The sequence below is a fragment of the Cobetia sp. 5-11-6-3 genome (assembly GCF_013374055.1).
Taxonomy (GTDB): Bacteria; Pseudomonadota; Gammaproteobacteria; order Pseudomonadales; family Halomonadaceae; genus Cobetia; species Cobetia marina.
In genome coordinates, this window is the sequence record NZ_BLWJ01000011.1 from 91,946 (window position 1) to 113,597 (window position 21,652).

Annotated in this window: 17 protein-coding genes; 14 read left to right on the forward strand and 3 right to left on the reverse strand. The window is 64.1% G+C overall.

Going from position 1 to position 21,652, the window contains the following annotated elements; all coding sequences use genetic code 11:
• The first annotated feature begins 1 nt into the window (after position 1).
• From HXS66_RS15825 to HXS66_RS15875, 11 genes are all read left to right on the forward strand, one after another.
• Positions 2-2,221: a polysaccharide biosynthesis tyrosine autokinase gene (locus HXS66_RS15825; protein WP_176504016.1), complete on the forward strand. Its 2,220-nt coding sequence runs from the start codon at positions 2-4 to the stop codon at positions 2,219-2,221.
• A 54-nt stretch (positions 2,222-2,275) separates the two neighbouring features.
• Complete coding sequence (locus tag HXS66_RS15830) at positions 2,276-3,586, forward strand: exopolysaccharide biosynthesis polyprenyl glycosylphosphotransferase (protein ID WP_240499685.1); 1,311 nt, start codon at positions 2,276-2,278, stop codon at positions 3,584-3,586.
• Between the two features lie 96 nt (positions 3,587-3,682).
• A complete protein-coding gene (locus tag HXS66_RS15835) occupies positions 3,683-4,825 on the forward strand; it encodes a DegT/DnrJ/EryC1/StrS aminotransferase family protein (RefSeq protein ID WP_077374068.1) in 1,143 nt (380 codons plus the stop codon).
• A gap of 3 nt (positions 4,826-4,828) precedes the next feature.
• The gene (locus HXS66_RS15840; protein ID WP_176504017.1) at positions 4,829-5,635 is read left to right on the forward strand and encodes a WbqC family protein; all 807 of its coding nucleotides are present in this window, start codon (positions 4,829-4,831) and stop codon (positions 5,633-5,635) included.
• The gene (locus tag HXS66_RS15845; RefSeq protein WP_176504018.1) at positions 5,626-7,104 is read left to right on the forward strand and encodes a lipopolysaccharide biosynthesis protein; all 1,479 of its coding nucleotides are present in this window, start codon (positions 5,626-5,628) and stop codon (positions 7,102-7,104) included. The genes HXS66_RS15840 and HXS66_RS15845 overlap by 10 nt, the downstream gene beginning before the upstream one ends.
• Positions 7,094-8,215, forward strand: coding sequence for a glycosyltransferase (locus HXS66_RS15850; protein ID WP_176504019.1), 1,122 nt, complete (start codon positions 7,094-7,096; stop codon positions 8,213-8,215). The genes HXS66_RS15845 and HXS66_RS15850 overlap by 11 nt, the downstream gene beginning before the upstream one ends.
• On the forward strand, positions 8,212-9,228 hold the full coding sequence (locus tag HXS66_RS15855) for a phosphoribosyltransferase (RefSeq protein WP_176504020.1): 1,017 nt from the start codon (positions 8,212-8,214) through the stop codon (positions 9,226-9,228). Before HXS66_RS15850 ends, HXS66_RS15855 begins: the two co-directional genes overlap by 4 nt.
• A gap of 52 nt (positions 9,229-9,280) precedes the next feature.
• On the forward strand, positions 9,281-10,084 hold the full coding sequence (locus HXS66_RS15860) for a glycosyltransferase family 4 protein (protein ID WP_176504021.1): 804 nt from the start codon (positions 9,281-9,283) through the stop codon (positions 10,082-10,084).
• 8 nt (positions 10,085-10,092) lie between these two features.
• Positions 10,093-11,211 (forward strand): hypothetical protein, encoded by a 1,119-nt coding sequence (locus HXS66_RS15865; protein ID WP_176504022.1) that lies wholly within the window; start codon positions 10,093-10,095, stop codon positions 11,209-11,211.
• Positions 11,212-11,329: 118 nt separating this feature from the next.
• A complete protein-coding gene (locus tag HXS66_RS15870; RefSeq protein ID WP_084208247.1) occupies positions 11,330-12,502 on the forward strand; it encodes a glycosyltransferase family 4 protein in 1,173 nt (390 codons plus the stop codon).
• A gap of 851 nt (positions 12,503-13,353) precedes the next feature.
• Positions 13,354-14,460, forward strand: a complete 1,107-nt coding sequence (locus HXS66_RS15875) for a glycosyltransferase family 4 protein (protein WP_176504023.1) — start codon at positions 13,354-13,356, stop codon at positions 14,458-14,460.
• Positions 14,461-14,488: 28 nt separating this feature from the next.
• Here the strand turns inward: HXS66_RS15875 and HXS66_RS15880 are convergent, their stop codons facing one another.
• The 3 genes from HXS66_RS15880 to HXS66_RS15890 all read right to left on the reverse strand — a co-directional run bounded on the left by HXS66_RS15880 (position 14,489) and on the right by HXS66_RS15890 (position 17,912).
• Positions 14,489-15,745, reverse strand: a complete 1,257-nt coding sequence (locus HXS66_RS15880) for an FAD-binding oxidoreductase (protein WP_176504024.1) — start codon at positions 15,743-15,745, stop codon at positions 14,489-14,491.
• 201 nt (positions 15,746-15,946) lie between these two features.
• Positions 15,947-16,519 (reverse strand): carboxymuconolactone decarboxylase family protein, encoded by a 573-nt coding sequence (locus tag HXS66_RS15885; protein ID WP_176494387.1) that lies wholly within the window; start codon positions 16,517-16,519, stop codon positions 15,947-15,949.
• Between the two features lie 64 nt (positions 16,520-16,583).
• Complete coding sequence (locus HXS66_RS15890) at positions 16,584-17,912, reverse strand: aspartate aminotransferase family protein (RefSeq protein ID WP_176504025.1); 1,329 nt, start codon at positions 17,910-17,912, stop codon at positions 16,584-16,586.
• 165 nt (positions 17,913-18,077) lie between these two features.
• Here HXS66_RS15890 and HXS66_RS15895 point away from each other — a divergent pair, with 165 nt between their 5' ends.
• The 3 genes from HXS66_RS15895 (at position 18,078) to eutC (ending at position 21,596) form a co-directional block, all read left to right on the forward strand.
• Entirely contained in the window at positions 18,078-19,010 is a 933-nt protein-coding gene (locus HXS66_RS15895; protein ID WP_176504026.1) for a MurR/RpiR family transcriptional regulator, read from the forward strand.
• A gap of 295 nt (positions 19,011-19,305) precedes the next feature.
• Positions 19,306-20,712, forward strand: coding sequence for an ethanolamine ammonia-lyase subunit EutB (locus HXS66_RS15900; protein ID WP_176504027.1), 1,407 nt, complete (start codon positions 19,306-19,308; stop codon positions 20,710-20,712).
• Positions 20,709-21,596 carry an ethanolamine ammonia-lyase subunit EutC gene (eutC, locus tag HXS66_RS15905; protein ID WP_176504028.1) on the forward strand — a complete coding sequence of 296 codons (888 nt, stop codon included), beginning with the start codon at positions 20,709-20,711 and terminating at the stop codon, positions 21,594-21,596. The genes HXS66_RS15900 and eutC overlap by 4 nt, the downstream gene beginning before the upstream one ends.
• The last annotated feature ends 56 nt before the right edge of the window (positions 21,597-21,652 follow it).

The window sequence follows — 21,652 nt, forward strand, 5'->3', positions numbered from 1 at the left end:
CATGAATCAGTTCACTTCTCCCATGCCGCCATCTTCCGGTGACGCTGGCCGGGACGCGACGCGTCGCCTGGACTTCAGCACCCTGCTGGCACTGCTCTGGCATCGTCGCTGGTGGTTGATCGCCAGCACCGTGCTGCTGACGCTGATCGGCATCTATGTGGTCGGCAGCCAGCAGCGCATCTATCTGGCTGACTCGCTGATCCAGATCGAGGACAAGGGCGGCAGCGCCAGCCTGCTGGGCACGCTGACGGGTCAGTCCGGAGGCCCCGAGGAGGGCAGTACCAGTGACGAGCTGGAGATCCTGGCCTCGCGGCTGGTGCTCGGGCAGGCCGTGGCGCGTGAGCGTCTCAACATCGTCGTCACACCGGTGCGCTACCCCGTCATCGGCGACTGGCTGTCCCATCGCGGAATGCGTCTGCCGGAGAGTCTCGGCGGCAATGAATATGCCTGGGGGGATGACGTCCTGAAGGTCACCACGCTGGAGCTTGGCGGCCAGTGGCAGGGACAGACGCTGACCCTGGAAGTGGTCGATGAGCAGCACTATCGCCTGCTGGACGCCGAGGGCAACCTGCTGATGCATGGCACGGTGGGCGAGAATGCGCTGTCCGGTGACATCAAGGTCTTCGTCCAGCGCATGGAGGCCAGCCCCGGGGCGCGCTTCGCGCTGACCAGCATCTCGGACCTCAGTGCCATCAACTCCATCAAGTCGCGTTTCACCGCCGAGCGCAACGGCAGCGATACCGGCGTGGTGACCCTGAGTCTGTCCGGCAGCGACCAGCAGGCCATCGTCAGCACCCTGGACACTATCACCGACGTCTTCCTGCAGCAGAACATCGAGCGCGAATCCGCCGAGGCCGACAACCAGCTGGGCTTTTTGGGTGACCAGATCCCGACGCTGCGCGGCCAGCTCGATGAGGCGGAATCCGCCCTAAACGACTATCGCCGCCGCCGCGATTCCGTGGACCTGACCGCCGAGAGCCAGCAGGTGATGGAGAACCTGGTGGGGCTGGACAACCAGCTGACCGAGATCAAGCTGCGACTGGCGGAGCTGTCGCGTGCCTACACCCATGAGCACCCGGCCTATCGGGCACTGGTGGCGCGTCGTGACTCCCTCAATCAGGAAAAGGCGCGGGTCCAGAAGCAGGCGGAACAGCTGCCGGCGGCGCAGCGCGAAGCGCTCAATCTGAACCGCAACGTCAATGTCAGCCAGGAAATCTACGTCGCGCTGCTCAACAAGCGCGAAGAAGTGCGCCTCAAGAAGGCCGGTACGGTCGGCAACGTGCGGATTCTGGATCCCGCCGTCCTGCAGCCTGGCCCCATCTCGCCGAGAACCTCGCTGATGATGGTGGTCTTCGCGATGGCCGGTTTCCTGCTGGGCGTGCTGGGCATCCTGCTGCGGCATTCCATGCGCAAGGGCATCGACAGCGCCGAACAGATCGAGTCCCTGGACCTGCCGGTCTACGCCACCATCCCGCTCTCGCCGCTGCAGCAGGGCATGATGCGTCGCGTGCGCCTCAAGGGCGAGAAGTCCGGGCGCGAGATCTATCAGGGCGTGCTGGCGACCTCGCAGCCTTCCGACATCAGCATCGAGGCGCTGCGCAGCCTGCGCACCAGCCTGCACTTCGCGCTGCTGGACAATCAGCGCAAGTCGGTGATGTTCACCGGCCCGAGTCCGGGCATCGGCAAGAGCTTCGTGAGCCTCAACCTGGCCGCGGTGAGCGCCGAGGCCGGCCAGCGCGTGCTGCTGATCGATGCCGACATGCGGCGCGGACATCTTCACCACGCCTTCCAGCGCACCTCCGAGCAGGGCGGCCTATCGGATGTCCTCAGCGGCGCAAGTCCTCTGGATGAGGTCATCTATCACACGCGCATCGACAACCTGGACTTCCTGGGCCGTGGGGTGGCACCACCGAATCCGTCCGAGCTCCTGATGCAGGAAAACTTTGCCCAGTTGCTGGAGCAGCTGGGAGAGCGATATGACCTGATCATCATCGATACCCCGCCGGTACTCGCCGTCACCGAGGCGCTGATCATCGGGCGCCATGTCGGCGCGAGCCTGATGGTGGCGCGTTTCGGCATGAACCAGGTGCGTGAGCTGGAACATGCTCGCAAGAAGCTCGAGAACAACGGCATCCACGTCAAGGGCGCGATCTTGAATGCCATTGAGCAGCAGGCCGGGGATAAGCAGCACTACGGGTATTACAACTACAGCTATACCTGATGCCGTGTCGCGGCACGGCTCTCATGACGCTTGAATCACGGAGGAGATGGCACGATGAGCGGTTTACCCTTATCGATGGAGCACCAGCGTCGTTACTCGCATCATTACGAGCGCTTGATCGCCAGCAAACGCCTGCAGCTGGTCTTCGGCATGCTGGTGGTGGTGATCGCGCCGGCACTCTACCAGGCGGGGCTCAACGAGCTGGTACCCGGTGACCATGGCTGGTGGCTGACCAGCGATGCCCAATGGCACGCCATGATCGGCACGGGGGTGGCCTATACGCTGTCCATCACCGCCGTCAATCGCCTGTCGCGCCTGCCGGGGACCCGCTCCTACCTCTACGTGGTACCCACCATCGTCATCTGCTATCTGATGCTGATGCTGGCGCTGGGGGTCTTCGATCTCGACTACTCGCGGCATCAGGTCGGCCTGTCCTTCCTGCTCGCCGTGAGCCTGTGCACGGCCTACTACTACATCGACACCCATGTCCGGCGCATGCGCTTTGCCGTGGTGCCGTTCGGCAAGGCGCCGGCGCTGTGTCAGCGTCGCGAGGTCGAGTGGCTGACACTCAAGGGGCCGGACCTCGTGGGCATGCGGCGCATCGATGGCGTGGTGGCAGACCTGCGTGCCGAGATGCCCCGTGAGTGGGAGAGCTTCCTCGCTGACTGCACGATCCACCGCATTCCCGTCTATCACGCCACCCAGGCCCACGAGATGATCACCGGCCGCGTGCTGCTCGATCACCTCTATGCCAATGAATTCGGCTCGCTGATGCCGCGTGAGGATTACGAGGTCATCAAGCGCTGGATGGACTTCAGCGTGGCGCTGGTGCTGCTGCCGCTGCTGGCACCGGTGATGCTGCTGACCGCGCTGGCCATCCGACTGGACAGCCCGGGCCCCGTGGTCTTCCGTCAGCCACGCATGGGCTTTCATTGCCGTCCCTTCACCGTCTACAAGTTTCGCAGCATGTATGACGGCATGAAGGGGGCCGGCTTCACCCAGGAAGGCAGTGACCCGCGCATCACCCGGGTAGGGCGCTTCATCCGCAAGTGCCGTCTCGATGAACTCCCGCAGCTGTTCAACGTGCTCAAGGGTGACATGAGCCTGATCGGGCCGCGTCCGGAATCGATGAATCTGGCGGACTGGTATCGCAAGGATGTGCCGTTCTTCCATTACCGCCATGTGGTACGCCCGGGCATCACCGGCTGGGCGCAGGTCGAGCAGGGCTATGCCGCGGAAGTCGAGGGCATGATCCGCAAGCTTGAATACGACTTCTTCTACATCAAGCACTTTTCCTTCTGGCTGGATCTGCTGGTGGTGATTCGCACCATCCGGATCGTGATCAGCGGGAACGGGTCGCGCTAGCCGACCCTCCTTCCTCCGGTTACCCCTGGCACTCGCGACCTGACAGGGGCCCATGAGCTACCACCCATTGTCTGATGCACGAAAGGAGTCGAGATCATGATCACGGTGACGCGCCCCTATTTTCCCGAGCGGAAGAATTTCGATCGTTATGTGGATGCCATCTTCCAGAGCCGCTGGTTGACCAATCATGGCCCGCTGGAGCAGGAACTGACCCGGCGCCTGGAAACCTATCTGGGCGTCAAGCATCTGCTGCTGGTCAGCAATGGCACCCTGGCACTGCAGGTGGCCTATCGCGCGCTGGGGATCAACAACGTGGTCGGGCAGCGCGAACCCGCTGAGGTCATCACGACTCCCTTCACCTTCATCGCCACGGCCAGCAGCCTGAAGTGGGAAGGGATGCAGCCGGTCTTCGCGGACATCGATCCTGCCACCCTGTGCCTGGACCCCGCACAGGTCGAGGCGGCCATCACGCCGCGTACCCGCGCCATCGTGCCGGTGCACGTGTTCGGCAACGCCTGTGACGTGGAAGCCATCGATGCGCTGGGGGAAGAGCACGACCTCAAGGTCATCTATGACGGCGCCCATGCCTTCGGCGCGACCTACCGTGGCAACAGCCTGCTGTCGTACGGGGATGCCAGCACCCTGAGCTTCCATGCCACCAAGCTGTTCCACAGCATCGAGGGCGGCGCGATCATCTTCAAGCGCAAGGAAGACCTGGAGCGTGCCCGCAAGATGATCAACTTCGGCATCACCGGCCCCGAGTGCATCGAGGAGCTGGGCATCAATGCCAAGATGAACGAGTTCCAGGCCGCCATGGGGCTGTGCGTGCTCGACGAGATCGAGGGCAACCTCGAGAGCCGCGCGCTGGTCTGGCATGCCTATGCCCAGGCGTTTCAGGGCAACGTGCAGCTTCAGGCACGTCAGCCGGGCGTCAGCCTCAACTACGCCTATTTCCCGATCATTCTGGAAAGCGAAAGTGTCCTGCTGGAGGTGATGCAGCGTCTGGAGCGGGAAGGCTACCAGCCGCGGCGCTATTTCTGTCCGTCGCTGGAGTCACTGGCATTTCTGGGGCGACCGGCGGCAGACCTGCAGGACGCGGACTTCCAGCAGCCCGAGATCGTGCATTCCAGAGACATCGCCAGCCGTATCCTGTGTCTGCCGTTGTTCTCGGGACTTCAGGTCAGCGAGATTCTCGCCGCGGTGCGCGTCATCGTCGATCGGCATCAGAAGGCAGCCTGAACGATGAACATCGCGATCATGCAACCCTACCTGTTGCCGCATCTGGGCTACTTCCAGCTGATGCACGCCTGTGACGAATTCCTCATCTATGACGACGTCGCCTACATCCCGCGTGGCTACATCAACCGCAACAGCGTGCTGCTGGGCGGCAAGGCCCATCGCTTCACGCTGTCGGTGCCGGATGCCTCACCCAATCGGCGCATCAGCGAGCTGTCGTTCGCACCGACCCCCCAGTCACTGTTGACCACTCTGCACCATGCCTATGCCAAGGCGCCGCATTACGCAGAGGTCATGCCGCTGCTGCAGACGATTCTCATGCATGAGGATCGCCGCATCGGGGCACTGTGCCAGTTCAGCTTCGAGACGATCTGCCGCTATCTGGGGCTCGAGTGTCGCTTTGCGCTGACCAGCGAGATGGACTACGAGCGCAGCCAGTCGGCGCAGGACCGTCTCATCGAACTTTCCCGCCAGCGCGGCGGGCGCAAGCTCTATCGGGGGGAGGCCTTCGAGCAGTCAGGGCTGCGTCTGTCCTTTCTCTCCAGCCATCCGCGTGATTACCGCCAGGCGGCGCCCGGCGCACGCGAGGGCGAGTTCGTCGGCAGTCTCTCGATCATCGATGTGCTGATGTGGTGCTCGCCCGCCGACGTCGTCTCGCGGCTGGCGGAGTACACCCTGCTGTCAGGAGATGCACCCTGGGGGCCCGCCGCTGAGGGCATGGATCAGCTCTGGCAGCCGTCGCTTGCAGAGCCTGCTTCGCGCCCGCTCCCCTCTTCACGAGAAGCAGCCGGAGGCGTTGCCACGTGTCACTGACTAAAAAGACGACCGTGGGCATCCTGTGGAATTTCATGGATCAGCTGTTGCGCCGTGGCATGGCCAGCATCGTCACCTTGCTGCTGGCCCGTCTGCTGCTGCCGGAGGATTTCGGGCTGATGGCCATGGTGCTGGTCTTCCTGACCATCGCCTCGGCCATGATGGATTCGGGCCTGCAGCAGGCCATCCTGCGTCTGCCGGCTCTCGGCCCGCGTGATGCCAGCACCGCCTTCTTCAGCAACATCGGCTTCGGGGTGGTGGCCTATGCGCTGCTGTATCTCAGCGCTCCGTTGATTGCCGATTTCTACGCTGAACCACGGCTTGTGATGTTGGTGCGTATCGGCGGGCTGGTGGTGCTGATCAACGCCTTCGAGGTGATCCAGGGCGCGATGCTCAACCGGGCACTGGATTTTCGCACCCGCATGAAGGCCGGCATCCCCGGCAGCGTGATCTCGGGCAGCGTCGCGGTGTTGCTGGGCTGGCTGGGTTTCGGGGTCTGGGCGCTGGCGGGCCAGATGCTGACGGCGGCCTTCGTGACCACGGCGCTGCTATGGTGGTGGGGCAGCTGGCGTCCGCGCCTGACCTTCGACATGGACGCCTTCAAGGCCATGTTCAGCTTCGGCTACAAGATGTTCCTGTCGCGCATGCTGGACGTGGTGTTCGTCAATCTCTACGTGCTGGTGATCGCCAAGCTGTTCTCGGCCTCGGTGGCTGGGCTGTTCTTCTTTGCCGATCGCCTCAAGGAGCTGGTGATCAATCAGCTGGTAACCGCGATCCAGAACGTGACCTTCCCGGCCCTGGCCAGCATCCAGCACGACCCGGTGCGGCTGAAGGATGCCTATCGGCGCATCCTGCAGCTGATGGTCTACCTGCTGTTTCCCGGGGTGCTGCTGATGGCGGCGCTGGCCCGACCGCTGTTCGAGGCACTGTTCCCCGACCGCTGGCTGGACGCCGTGCCCTACCTGCAGTTGATGTGCATCGCCGCGGTCATGCATCCGCTCAGTGCCCTCAATCTCAATGTGCTTCAGGTCAAGGGACGCTCGGACCTGTTCCTGGGGCTTGAGGTGATCAAGAAGCTGCTGATCTGTGTGGTGCTGGTATTTACTTGGCAACACGGCGTGATCGCGATCCTGATCGGTCAGATCGTGGTGGCGGTGCTGTCCTACATCCCCAATGCGTGGTTCTCGCGAACGCTGATCGATTACAGCATCCGCGAGCAGTGCGCCGACTTCCTGCCGAGCCTGATGCTGTCATCGGCCATCGCGCTTTGCTGCTGGCTGGCGGTGGAGCATCTGGCGGCATCGCCAGACTGGTCTCCGTGGGCGGCGCTGCTGGGACTGGGATGTCTCTCCGGCGCAAGTTACCTGTTGCTCTCTTGCCTGCTGCGCTTTCCGGCCTGGCAGTCGGGTGTTGGTCTGATACGAGATCGTCTTTCACAACGGAAAGTGGAGAATCTTCATGCTAGCTGAAGTGAGCTATTCCCAGGCGCAGGGTACCCCGGTCACGGGGGGCGCCCTCGAGGAAGGGCCGATTCCGGTTCCCCCGGCACCGGCGGATGAAGCCACCATCATGGCGAACTGGGAGGGGAATCTCTCCACGCCGCGTGTCTCGGTGATGTGCTTCGCCTTCAACCACGGCGACTACATCGCGATGGCGCTGGATGGTTTTCTGATGCAGCACACGCGGTTTCCCTTCGAGATCGTGGTGCATGATGATGCCTCCACCGATGGCACGCGCGAGATCATCGAGGAGTATGCCGCGCGTTACCCCTCCATCATCCGGCCGATCCTGCAGGACGTGAACCAGTACTCGCAGCACGTGTGGCCCATCACCTTCTGCATGCCGGTGATGCGCGGCGACATCATCGCCTACTGCGAAGGGGATGATTACTGGGTCAAGGCCGACAAGCTGGCGCGTCAGGTGGCGCTGTTCGATGCCAACCCGCGTGCCACCGTGTGCTTCCACCCGGCCATCGAGTATGACGAGCATCGCGATGAGCATTCGATCATCTGCCGCTATGCCGACAGCGTCGCGCGTCTCTCCCCCGAGGCCATCATCGGGCTGCGGGGCGGCTCCATTCCGTCACCGGCGCTGACCTTCCGCCGCGTGGAGTCGCATGTGGACGCCATGCTGGAATCCTACCGTGGTGCGCCGATCATGGACTTCTTCCTGCAGGCCTACATGGCGCTGCTGGGTGAGACGCTCTATTACGAGGATGCCGCCTGCGTCTATCGTCGCAACGCCAAGGGCTCCTGGACCTCCCAGCAGCAGGACCATGAGGTCGAGCAGCGCTACCAGCGCGACATGCTGGCCGCCATCGACACCTTCTATTGCGCCACGCGCACGCTGCCGGAAGCCGACACCCTGTATATCCCGCTCTATCACTATTTCAAGCAGTACGTGATGGCGCCCGGCACCACCCAGCAGCGCCTCGCCAACTTCCGCCGCGGGCTGGGCTATCTGCACCACATGCAGCGCAACAAGGTGCTGTCGCTGGTCCGCCGCGACATGTTCGCCAAGCTGACGCGTCGCAAGGCTGCCACGCCCGGGCAGGCGAAGGACACGGAGGCAGCGGCATGAACTATCGCAGCTACGGCGATCTGGGCCGTGACATCGCCAGTCAGATGTCACGCCTGCAGGCAGGGGACTTCGACCTGATCGTCGGCATTCCGCGCAGTGGCATGGTGCCGGCCTACATGATCAGCGCGATGCTCAATCGCGCCTGTACCGATCTCGATACCTTCCTGGCGGATGGCGTGCCCGGCAAGGGCATCACGCGCAAGTTGCGCGAGTCCACCGCCGGCGAGGTGTCCGAGGAAGGCACACGTTCCGCCTGGGCCTATCGTCGCGTGCTGCTGGTGGATGACAGCCTCAACAGCGGTGCCTCGCTCAAGGCCTCCCTGGCGCGCATCCCGGCGGATTGCCCCTGCGAGATCATGACCTGCGTGATCTACGCCAACCCCGGGGTCACCAATGAAGTGGATCTGGCGCTCGTCGAGCTCGAACACCCGCGCGCCTTCCAGTGGAACCTCTTCCACCATCCGGCACTGGAGGATGCCTGCGTGGATATCGATGGCGTGCTGTGTCTCGATCCTTCTCCCGAAGACAACGATGACGGCCCGCGCTATCGCAGATTCCTGCTCGAGGCGACCCCGCTGCATCTGCCCACCTACCGGGTGCACTCGCTGGTCACCAACCGTCTCGAGAAGTACCGCCCCGAGACGGAGGCCTGGCTTGCGCGCCATGACGTGACCTATGAGCGACTGATCATGCTGGATCTGCCGAGCAAGGAAGCGCGACTGAAACTGGGCTGTCATGCCAGCCACAAGGCCGGCTATTACCGCGAGTCGGGCTGTCGGCTGTTCATCGAGAGTGAAGTGGGGCAGGCCAGCAGCATCGCGCAGATGACCGGCAAGCCGGTCTACTGCGTGGATGCCCAGCAGATGGTCAACCCCGAATGGCTGGCCATGCTGAAGTTGCAGCGTGGCAAGTGGATGACACGCCAATGCAAGCGTGGCATCCGCCGGGTGATGAGGCTGCTGCCGGCTTCCTGGGAGCGTCAGGCACGGGGCGTCTTCCAGCGAGTGGCATGAACCTCGCGCGGACACCCCCTCGGGGGTGTCCATCCACTGCAAAGGAATCGTTATGAAAACGCACAGGATGGCGCTATTCGTCTCGGCCGGCTCCGATCATGGCGAGACTCGTCAGATGCTGGCGCTGGCCGCGGGTCTGACCCGCCTGGGACACGAGGTGGATGTGGTACTGCCGCATGCCGAGGAAGAAGTCGTCACGTCGCTGGCGCATGGCGTGCGTCTGGTGGAGCTTGGCAGGCAGGGGGCGTTGGCCCTGTCATTGGCCCTGACGCGCTACCTGGCGCGCCACAAGCCCTGTGTGCTGATGTCCAGCGGTCTGGAAGCCAACCTGACGGCGCTCAAGGCGGCGCGCCTCAATCGGCGACGCGTGCCGGTGGTCATCCACCACGTCGCGGCGCTGGCGCAGGAGCTGGCAGCGGCGGGGAATCGTCGCGACGCGGCAAGACGTGCGATGGCGCTCAAGTATCCGCAGGCGGCATTGGTGATCGGGGCCAGCGAGGCGATCACTCAGGCACTGGCCAGCGAGGCAGGCATCCCGCAGGCGAATACCGCGCAACTGGATCTCGCGCCACAGCGCATTGGTGGCGCGGCGCACGCTGGGGAATCGTCTGCGGCCGGGGAGCTGGAAGAAGGGCCCTTGATGCGGTGCCTGTGGCTCTTGATGCAGGCGGCAGGCATGAACACGCAAGAGCTGGAAGACAGCCCGTCAGTCGTGTCCGCGACTCCCGCACGCGTGCAGGGACGGGACACGCAGGTCGTGCCGGTCACCGCGTTTGCGGGTGACAGGGCATCGGCGACGTATCGCGTCTCGGCCAATGCCGGCCTGTCTGCTACACACACCGACGTCAGGGACTGAGCCGTTTCATGGAAGCCATACTGCTCGACCTGCCCAATCTGCTTTTTTGCCTGGTACTGGTGATGGTGGGCTTCGTGCGCGGGTGGGTGACCCGCAACGTCGCGATCATCCTGAGTCTGAGCAGCCTGGTGCCTTACCTGCTCAACAATGTGCTGTTCTCGCCGGAATACATGCCGGACCAGTTTCGCTACTGGAGACAAGTCATGGCATTTCGCAGCATGGATTGGGACTCGGTGGACCATGCGCTGACCGTCTCGTCCTCCTCGAGCCTGCTGGCCCTGGTGCCATTGCCGCTGGTGGAGACGATTTCCAGTCTGGGATTCTTCAACAAGTTTCTCTACATCGGCGGGCTGATGGTCATGCTACGCCGCGGGATCATCTCGCATGCGGTGCTGCTGTTCCTGCTCTGCTACCCGAGTCTGGTGCTCTACAGCTCGCTGAGTCTGCGCGATACCCTGGTGACGGGCTTCATGCTGGCCAGCTTCCTGCTGGCCATCGATCGGCGACCGGGCTGGGCACTGCTGATGCTGATGCCGCTGTGGCTGATCAAGTTCCAGAACATGCTGATCATGCTGGTGTTCCTCGGCGTCTACGTGGTCTACGACGTCAGCCGTCGTGGCCTCTCTCTCAAGCGTTTCTGCTGGTTGCTGGTCGGCCTGGTCGCCAGCGTACTGATCATCTACCCGCTGGCGGTGGACCAGATCAACTTCTTCCGTGCGGCCATGTACATCGAGGATGGCGGCAAGAAGGAGGATATCGAGATCATCCAGGGCTTCGGCGACTTCGTGGTCACGGGCATCCAGGGAGCGCTGTACTTCCTGATCAAACCGCTGCCCTGGGAGGCGACCAACCCGCTGCAGCTGATCCAGGCCGGCGAGAATCTGCTGGTGGTGGTCTTCCTCGTCTGGCTGACCCTGCAATGCTGGCAGGTCCAGCGCGAGAAGACGCTCTTCTGGCTGCTGTACCTGATCGGCGCCTTCACCATCTATGGACTGGTGGTCTTCAACTACGGGACGGCAGTGCGCTACCGCTTCCCGTTCCTGGTCATCTACGTGGTCTGCATGGCCTACGACACCGGGCTGATTCGCCGCTGGCAGCAGGAACGCCGCCCGGCCTTGCTCGACTGACGCCTCGCGCTGATCGCCTGCCCGCACACTTCCCGCCGCTCATGTGGTTGGCAGATCACCGGGCAGGCGATCCGTGCCCCTCGCTTGTTCCTCTGCATCACATGCCAAGGATAGCCACATGCCGACATCAGATTCCCGGCCCGCCACGGTGGTGCTGGTCTCCAACTCGTCCTTCTTCCTCTACAACTTCCATCGCGGTGTCATCGAGGGCCTGCGCGACACGGGCTATCGCGTGGTGTGTCTCGCTCCCACCGATGCACACAGCGCGCGCCTGGTCGATGAGCTCAAGGTCGAGCATCGGCCGCTGGGGATGGAAGGCAAGGGCACGTCACTCGTGGGTGAGGGCAAGAGCCTGATGGCGCTGTTGATGACGCTGCTCAAGCTCAGGCCACGCTATGTCCTCAACTTCACCATCAAGGCCAATATCTACTCGGGGCTTGCCTGTCGCCTGCTCAACATCCCCTACACCAACAACGTCTCGGGACTGGGCACCGCCTTCCTCCACGACAGCTGGCTGTTCCGCCGGGTACGGGCGCTCTACGGCATCGCCAATCGCGGCGCACGCTGCGTGTTCTTCGAGAACCGGGATGACCAGGCGCTGTTCCTGCGCATGGGGCTGCAGAAGTCGACACCTTCCGTGGTGCTGCCCGGTGCGGGGATCGACCCTGAACGCTTCGCCTTCACCGAACAGCCCCAGAGCCCGCCGCTGACCTTCGTGATGGTCGCGCGGCTCATCGCCGACAAGGGCGTGCGGGAGTACGTGGCAGCGGCGGAACGCCTGCATGAGCGCTATCCCCAGGCACGCTTCTGGCTGATCGGACCGTCGGGCATCAGCAACCGCACCGCGATCAGTGACGAGGAAATCGCCCAGTGGCGTGCGCGGGGCGTGCTGCATTATCTGGGGGAACAGCGTGATGTCAGGCCGTTCCTGGCCGAGTCCAACATCCTGGTGTTGCCGTCCTACCGAGAAGGCATGCCGCGTACGGTACTGGAAGCGGCCTCGATGGGGCGTCCCGCCATCGTCAGCGACGTGCCCGGCTGTCGCAGCTCGGTGCTGCCGGGGGCCACTGGCTGGCTGTGCGAGGCCGGCAGCATCGACTCTCTCGAGCAGCACATGCAGGCCTGCCTGGAAATGCCCCGCGAGGCCCTGGAGGCGGCGGGGCTGGCCTCACGGGAGCGTATCGAGCGCGAGTTCGATCAGGCCATCGTGGTACGGGCCTATCTCGGGTGCATGCAGCACACCCTGGCGCCGGAAATCGGACGGGGGCGCGGTGCGATGTCACCGGCCTGAGCGGCGAAAGCATGACGGATTTGCTGCTATGCAGTGCGGCGAATATCGGAAACGGCGTGCGCGCGAGAGGCGCATAATGGACAGACCACGTTACCTGTCAGGCCGTCATCCTTCTGGTGCCTGCGCCGCCGTTGCCTTCACGTCGTCATCGCCTTGTCGTTACCACGCCCACACGGCGCGAGCCCGCGGTGTCAGTCTGCCGAGTAGAGGGCAGCGCATGATGGCGATTGCGCCATTTGACTGTCCTGCCAGTTGCCATGCACGTAATGGAAGCATCTCGGGGTCGTGCTCGGGATATCTGAGAATACATGGAGTAGAGAGTCATCATGCGTGGATATCGTTTCTGCACCCAATGTGGCGGTGCCAGCGTGCACCGTATCAAGCGCCACTGGTGGCAGCGGCTGATCGGGCTGCCGCCTCGCTATCATTGCGAGGACTGTGGCGTGATTGACCAGGTCTCCGACAGGGAGCATCACCCAGCTCTGCATGAGGCGAAGCCGGGCGGTAGAGCCTCCTCCTGAGCGACGCATGATGTCTGATGACACCGCGCCGAGCTCGCGATTGTCAGGCGAGACAGCGCGATGGCCATGCGTGATCGACCCTCGCCAGAGCCCCCGGACATGGCTTCTCGCCAGAGCCCCTCGAACTGGCTTCCGAGCTAGCCTTTCGAAATGGCTCACTCGATATCGTCCACTCGAAATAGCCCTTCAAAATAGACCCCGCCATCGACATTCGTCGGTGGCGGGTTTTTTCTGCGCCGGAGAGTGTCATGTCAGGTACATCGCGCCCCTGGCTGTACCTGTCGGACACGACTCTCCTGCGTGAATTTCCCTGCACGGAGCGCATGAGAAATGAAGATCCTGTTCATCGTCGGCAATCTTTCCAGTGACGGCGGTACGGAACGCGTGACCTGCGAGATCGCCAGTGGACTGGCACGCGCGGGACATGATGTCGCCATCACCAGCCTGTTCGGTCCCGCGACCACCTCCTTTCATCTCGATGACGCTGTCATGACCAGTGAGCTCAAGCTCAAGGAAGCGCGTGGTAGCGTGCGCCGCTTCATGGGCATCAGCTCGGGTCTGCTTGCCAAGGTGCGCCGCCATCAGGCGGATGCGGTGATTCTGGTGGACTCCATCCTGTTCGCCTTCTGTGCGTCATGGGCACCTTTCGTGCGTTCGCGACTGGTGTGCTGGGAGCACTTCAATCTCGGCACGCATCATGGCTCGCACCTGCGCACGGTGGGGCGCTCGACCGCGGTGCGTCTGGCGGATGCCATCGTGGTGCTGACCGAGCGGGACGCCACGGCGTGGCGTGCACGCTATGGCATCACCGACAAGGTGCAGGCGATCTGGAATCCGGTGCCGCGCATCCCCCAGGAGAATGCGCCGACTCAGGCATCGCGCACCGTGCTGGCCGTCGGCCGCCTCACCGAGCAGAAGGGATTTGATGTCCTGCTGGAGGCCTGGGCCAGGGTCGCCCGTCAACATCCGGACTGGCGACTGCGCATCGTCGGCTGGGGAGAGGATGAGAACGCCCTCAAGGCCCAGGCCTGGACGCTGGGACTGAGCGAGAGCGTGGTCTTCGTCGGTCGCACCTCCCGGGTGGAAGAGGAGTATCAGCGGGCGGCGCTGTTCGCGATGAGTTCGCGCTGGGAGGGATTGCCGATGACGTTGCTGGAGGCGCAGTCCTTCGGTCTTCCCGTGGTCTCCACCAACTGCGAGACCGGCCCGGCGGAGATCCTCCAGGGCGGCAGTGGCGTGCTGGTGGATGTGGAAGATGCTGCGGCACTGGCGCGTGAGCTTTGCCTGCTGATCGAGGACGCGCCGCGGCGCCAGCAGATGTCCCTGCTGGCGCGCGAGAACGCGGCACGCTTCGATGCCGACGTCCTGTGTGACGAGTGGCAGCAGCTGCTGGCGCGCATGCTGCCCGGGCAGCGGGTGCTGGACAAGGCATCCTGAGGCTCGGCCTAGAATGCCTCGCGCAATATCAGAAACGTGCCGGGGAGCAGGGTGCCAGCCAGTCAGGTAAGCCTTCGGCTAAACACTCGCTGACAAGTCGCCCGGTCACGCCCGCCAGGGTCACGCCGATATGCTGGTGGCCATAGGCATGGATCACGCGTGGCTCGTTGGGTGACGGGCCGATCACCGGCACGGAGTCCGGCAGGGTGGGGCGAAAGCCCAGCCAGCGCCGGGCTACTGGAGCATCCAGTCCCAGCACCCTGCGCACTCGGGTTTCCAGATAGTCGAAGCGGGCCGGGTTGGCGGGCCCCGCAAGCGAACTCAACTCCACGGTGCCTGCCACTCGCAGACGCGGCCCTTCGGCGCCTCGCAGAGGCGTCATGTAGAAGGCGCTCTCCACCGGACAGGTCGGGCGGTTGAGCGGCGAGTGCTCGAGATCGAATTCGATGTGGTAGCCACGCTCGGTATCCAGCGGAATCCTGTCGCCGATCTGGCGGGCGAGATGTGCCGACCAGGCCCCGGCCGCCAGTACCACGCGGTCCGCCATCAGCCGTCTGCCGTCGGCGTACTCCAGCAGCATGCCGGAGGCCTGAGAGCTCAGGCGGGTGACCTCGGCGGTGACGAGTCGGCCCTCCTCGCGCAGCGGAGCGGCCAGGGTATCGATGAACACCTGCGGGTCATCCAGATGACAGGAAGAGGGGAACAGCACGCCGCCGGCGGTATGGCCTGCCATGGCGGGTTCCAGCGCGATCAGCTCGTCCGCTGTCAGTACCTGCTGCTGGATGCCGAGCTGGTCACGCAGCCGGATATCGCCCTGTGCGGCCTGCAGGTTCTCGGCCTTGCCGTAGGCATATAGACAGCCCTTGCGCTGAATCATCCCGGCCGCCGCCGGGGCAGCGTCCAGCAGCGGCTGATAGTCCTCGTAGGTGTGACTGAGCAGACGCGCCAGCATCTCGCTGTTGGCTCGAAAGCGCGTGGCGTTGCACTGACCCATGAAGCGCATCAACCACGGCGAGAGCTTCGGCAGGCACTTCCAGTCGATGACGAAGGGGGAGTCAGGTGACAGCAGCAGTGAGGGCATGCTGCGCCAGATCTCGGGGCGAGCGATGGGCAGGCAGCCATAATCCGCGAGGGTACTGGCATTGCCGAAGGAGGTGCCGCTGGCGATGCCCTCGCGCTCGATCATCGTCACCTCGTGGCCGCTGCGCCGCAGCCACAGGGCGCAGGCGACACCGACGGCGCCCGCGCCGATCACGGCCACTTCCGTGTGTTCGCTATCACTCATCGAATGCTCACCATGTTGTCTTGTCGTTGTTGTCGGGGTGCTTGCGCCGCAATGCATCGCGCCCCGGAGTCAGCCGGGGCGCAGAGTGTGACAACCCGAGCATGCCTCGCAGGGGAAATCTCGGCAAGGGCGTCCTGCGTCTCGGCAGCGTGTCCGCCAGGGCGATGGGCGCCAGGCGATGAGCGACTTGCGGCGAGCGGTTCAGGAGCCGTTCGGCTCCTCGAAGGGCAGCGGGATGTCATCGCCACGCCGCACGGCGAAGACATTCAGCGTCATCGCCACCAGAGCGTAGTAACCCAGTATGCCAACCAGTTCGACCACGACCGTCTCGCCGAACATCGCGACGGCCTCGGCATACAGCGCATCATCGATACGTCGCTCGGCGTAGAGTGCGCGGGTGACGCGATGGATCAGCCGCTCATCATCGCGGTCGAACTCAGGCTCCCGCTCCTCGCGCAGTGCCGTGATGACATCCGGCGAGAGACCGGCCTGCTCGGCGATCGGCGCGTGGATCTGCCATTCCGCCTGGGATTTCCACCACACCGCCGTGGTGAGAATCGCCAGCTCGCTCAGGCGCAGCTCAAGGCCGGTGGCGTAGCGGCAGAAGGCGCCGAGGCGCTGGGCGTGATTGGCAAGCTCCGGACTGTGGACCCAGGCCAGAAACGGGCCGTCGAGGTTGCCGCGCGGGCCGCTGAGAATCTCGGCGATCACCTCACGTTGGGCTGCGCTCATGCTGGCCTCATCCAGTTCGGTCAGGCGCGATGTGATCGCCATGAAAGTCACTCCATTCAAATCCATTCAAAGATCGTGGGTAGTCAATGCGCCTGCAGCTGAGCCGTCACAGGCTGGCCAGGGTGGTGTCGATGGCACGCCCCAGCCTGTCGGTGATCTCGTCCAGATGTGAGTCTTCCAGCATGAACGGCGGCGCCAGCAGGATGTGATCGCCCTGGCGGCCATCCAGGGTGCCGCCCATCGGGTAGCACATCAGGCCTTCGGCCATGGCAGCCTTCTTGAGGCGAGCATGCAGCTTGAGCGCAGGGTCGAAGGGGCGTTTGGTGTCGCGGTCGGCCACCAGCTCCACGCCCTGGAAGAGACCGCGACCACGGATGTCGCCGATGTGGGGATGGTTCGCGAAGCGCTCGCCCAGGCGTGCTTGCAGTCCCTCGCCGAGGACGTTGACACGTGTGAGCAGCTCGCGGGACTCGATGGCCTGCTGGACGGCCAGTGCCGCGGCACAGGCGGTGGCATGGCCGATGTAGGTATGGCCGTGCTGGAAGAAGCCGGAGCCATTGGCGATGGCGTCACGAATGCGCTGGCTGACCAGGGTCGCGCCGATCGGTTGATAGCCGGCGCCCAGCCCCTTGGCGATGGTGATCAGGTCCGCCGTGACACCTTCCTGCTCGGCGGCGAACAGGCTGCCGGTGCGTCCCATGCCGCACATCACCTCGTCGAGAATCAGCAGCACGCCGTAGCGGTCACAGACCTCGCGGATGCGCGTGAAGTAGCCCGGCACCGCCGTGACGGCCCCCAGGGTGGCACCCACGACGGGCTCTGCCACGAAGGCCATCACGTTCTCACCGCCCAGACGCAGGATTTCCGCCTCAAGCTCGGCGGCGAGACGCACGCCCATCGCCTCGGGCGTCTCGTCGGGTTGCTGGTCCCGATAGGCGTAGCAGGGGCTGACGTGACTGACGTTGATCAACAGCGGCTCGAACTGCTGGCGGCGCCAGGCGTTGCCGCCAGTGGCCAGCGCGCCCAGCGTATTGCCGTGATAGCTCTGACGCCGCGCGATCAGATGCTTGCGTTGGGGCTGGCCGATCTCGACGAAATATTGGCGGGCCAGCTTGAGCGCTGCCTCGACCGCTTCCGAGCCACCGGAGACGAAGTAGACGGAGTCGAGCCCTGCGGGGGCGCGCTCGATGAGGAAGTCGGCCAGCTGCTCCATCGGCTCGCTGGTGAAGAACGAGGTATGCGCGTAGGCCAGTCGGCTGACCTGATCCTTGATGGCCTGAGCTACCGCTTCATCGCTGTGGCCCAGGCATGAGACGGCAGCGCCACCGCTGGCATCCAGATAACGGCGACCCTCTCGGTCGACGATGTAGGGGCCATCGCCCTGCACGGCGGTGGGGTAGTCCTGATGGAGGTTGCGATGGAAGACGTGGCTCATGGGGGCTCCGTGGGGCGGGGGCGCGAAGGTGTAATGCAAATATGTAGTGCATTTGTCGTTTATGCAATCAATAATTGCATGTTGTCGCTTGTGCCTTCGGACTCGACCCGCCAGAGATGCTACCGTTGCCGCCATCTGTCCTGTCCCTTGCCAAGGAGGCATCCCATGCCCCCATCCTCCCGAGCCCCCGGGCCCGCATCCCCTGACTCGCCGCCGGAGACCCTGGAAGGGTTGAAGCAGCTGCTGGTGGCGATCGATCGCCGTGAGGTGGAGATCCGCCTCGGCGCGAGTTCCCGACGCGTGCTGGCCGTGCTGATCGAATCGCCGCAGCGCACGGCGGTATCTTCCATCAGCCAGCTGGCGGAGATGACCGGCGTGAATGCCTCGACCTTCTCGCGTCTGGCGCAGCGCCTGGGCTATGAGGGCTTCAGCCGGTTTCAGGCTGTCTTCCGTCAGGCAGTGACGGACGGCGAGCATTTCTACAGCGCCCAGGCGGCGCGACTCTCGTCACGTGATGCCGACAGTGGTGCCATGGCACAGCTGGCACGACTGGGGCGCCAGGAAAGCGCCAATATTCTCGGCATGTTGGAGAGGGTGGACGCCGCGGCCTTCGAGGCCGCCACCACCTTGCTGGCCGAGGCACCGCGCGTGCGCCTGCATGGCATGCGCCAGTTCAATTCTCTGGCACTGTTCATGGCCTATGGACTTGGCATGCTGCGCCCGGACGTGGCGCCGCTGGATGCCAGTCGTCAGGGCGTGGCGGATGCGCTGGCCCAGCTGACGGCCGGCGACGTGCTGGTGGTGGCCAGTTGCTTCCCCTATACCCCAAGCGTGGTGGCCTGTGCCGAGGTCGCAGTGAAACGCGGAGTCGTGGTGATCGCGTTGACCGATTCGGCCAGCTCCCCGCTGGAGTCGCTGGCGCGCCACAGTTTCCATGTGCCCAATCACAGCCTCTTCTACAGCAACAGCATGAGCGCCTTCATGTTTCTCGCCGAAGGTCTGCTCAGCGAGGTGGCCAGCAAGCTGGGAGAGGCAGGCGTGGCCTCGCTCAAGCAGCGCGAGGCGATCATCACGGAGCTGGGAGGCGCACGTCGCTGATCTGGCGCCGATGCACTTGTCCCATCTCACGCGGCATGGCTGGGCGGGCGCACCAATTGGCAGCATCTGTCTGCTCGCCTCCGTTCGCGAATGACTGAAGGCGCGCCAATCTGGTGCGAGGGTGTCGCCGCGGCGATGTTCACTCTCGCCGTGCAGGCGTGTCAGTCATGAAGGCACGCCTTGCAGCGTGGGGTCTGCAGGCATGTGCAGGACCAAAGAGGGACCTGAAGAAATTGGCGTGATTCCTGCAAAACGACTGAGATGAAATGACATCTGTCAGTGCAAGGAATCACCCATGAGTCGCGAATACCGTTACACCCTGGGCAGTCAGGTCCATCGCTTCGCCAGTCTGGCCGAGCTGATGGCCAAGGCGACCCCCGCCCGCTCCGGAGATCGCCTTGCTGGCGTGATCGCGGAAACCGCCGAAGAGCGAGTGATCGCTCAGCTGTGTCTGGCCGAATTGCCCCTCAAGACCTTCCTGAACGACGTGCTGATCCCCTACGAACAGGACGACATCACCCGCCTGATCATCGATGAGCATGATCCGGTAGCCTTCCTGCCGATCGCGCATCTCACCGTCGGCGACTTCCGCAACTGGCTGCTGAGTGACCTCGCGACGCCTGCGGTGCTGGCGCAGGTGCGTGCCGGCATCACCCCGGAAATGGCTGCGGCGGTCAGCAAGCTGATGCGCAATCAGGACCTGATTCTGGTCGCCAGGAAGTGCGAGGTGGTCACGGCCTTTCGCAATACCATCGGTAAGAGTGGCCATCTCTCGACCCGCCTGCAGCCCAACCATCCCACCGATGATGTCACCGGCATCGCTGCCAGCATTCTCGATGGCCTGCTCTACGGCAACGGCGACGCCGTGATCGGCATCAATCCGGCCACCGACAACGTGGCCCAGAGCATCAAGCTGATGCGTCTGATGGATGAAGTGATCCAGAAATACGAAATCCCCACCCAGTCCTGCGTGCTCACCCACGTCACCAACACCATTGAATGCATCGAGCAGGGCGCTCCGGTGGATCTTGTCTTCCAGTCCATCGGCGGCACCCAGGCCACCAACGAGAGCTTCGGCGTCGAGCTTTCCGTGCTGGCGGAGGCCCAGCAGGCCGCACTGTCGCTCAAGCGCGGCACGGTGGGCGACAACGTGATGTATTTCGAGACCGGCCAGGGCAGTGCGCTGTCCGCCGATGCCCATCACGGCCTGGACCAGCAGACCTGCGAGGCGCGTGCCTATGCGGTGGCCCGCAAGTACTCGCCGTTGCTGGTGAACACCGTGGTCGGCTTCATCGGCCCCGAGTATCTGTTCAATGGCAAGGAGATCATCCGCGCCGGCCTCGAGGACCACTTCTGCGGCAAGCTGCTGGGCCTGCCGATGGGCTGCGACATCTGCTACACCAATCATGCCGATGCCGACCAGAACGACATGGATACCCTGCTGACGCTACTCGGGGTGGCCGGCTGCAACTTCATCATGGGCATCCCCGGCTCCGATGACATCATGCTCAACTATCAGACCACCTCCTTCCACGATGCTCTCTATGCCCGGCGGGTGCTGGGCCTGGGCCCGGCGCCGGAATTCGCCGCCTGGCTCGAGGAGATGCAGATCTTCACCGATGTCGCCCAGCAGAAGCTGCCCGCTGACATGCCATCCTGCTTTGCCGATTCCCTGCGTCAGGTGTCCGGAGGTGAGGCATGAGCCACGACTCCTCCCCCAGTGATACGTCATGCGCGGCTCGCGAGGGCCAGCAGGGAACGGCTGTCAGCGAGTCGCCCGCCATCGTCACGCCCAATGCCTGGCAGTTGCTGGGGCAGTTCACGGATGCGCGCATCGGCCTGGGCCGCGCCGGCATCAGCCTGCCGACCAACCGGTCGCTGGAATTCCAGCTGGCGCATGCCCGCGCGCAGGACGCCGTCCATCTGCCGCTGGAGATTCCCCGGCTGACCGAAGATCTCCAGCAGCTGTCTGCGCTCGAGAACGCCCCGCAGATCCAGCGACTGCACAGTCGCGCCGTGGATCGCACCACCTATCTGCAACGCCCCGACTACGGGCGACGGCTCGATGAGGCGTCGCGTCAGCAGCTCTCCGCCCTCGACGCCCAGCCTGCCGATCTGGCCATCGTGGTCGTCGATGGGCTCTCGTCTCTGGCGGTGCAGAACAATGCCGCGCCGTTCATCGCCGCATTGCTGGAGGCGCTGGCAGAAGACGGGCCCGATGCCTGGTCATTGGCACCGATCAGCGTGGTGGAGCAGGGGCGGGTCGCGATCGGCGATGAAGTCGGTGAATTGCTCAAGGCCCGTGCAGTGCTGGTGATGGTCGGCGAGCGTCCCGGCCTCAGCTCTCCGGACAGCCTCGGGCTCTATCTGACCTGGCAGCCGCGCGTCGGCCTGAGCGATGCCAGCCGCAACTGCATCTCCAACGTGCGCCCGGCAGGGCTCGACTTCGCCATGGCCGCCCAGCGGCTGCATTACCTGCTGTGCGAGGCCCGCAAGCTCGGCCTCACCGGGGTGGGGCTCAAGGACAGAAGTGGTGACAACTCGCTGGAGAGCGGGGGCGGTATCCAGAACTTCCTGCTGTCCTGAGGGTATGGCAGCGCATCAGCGGGAATCTCCCGATCCAACAATGACAATGCTTGACG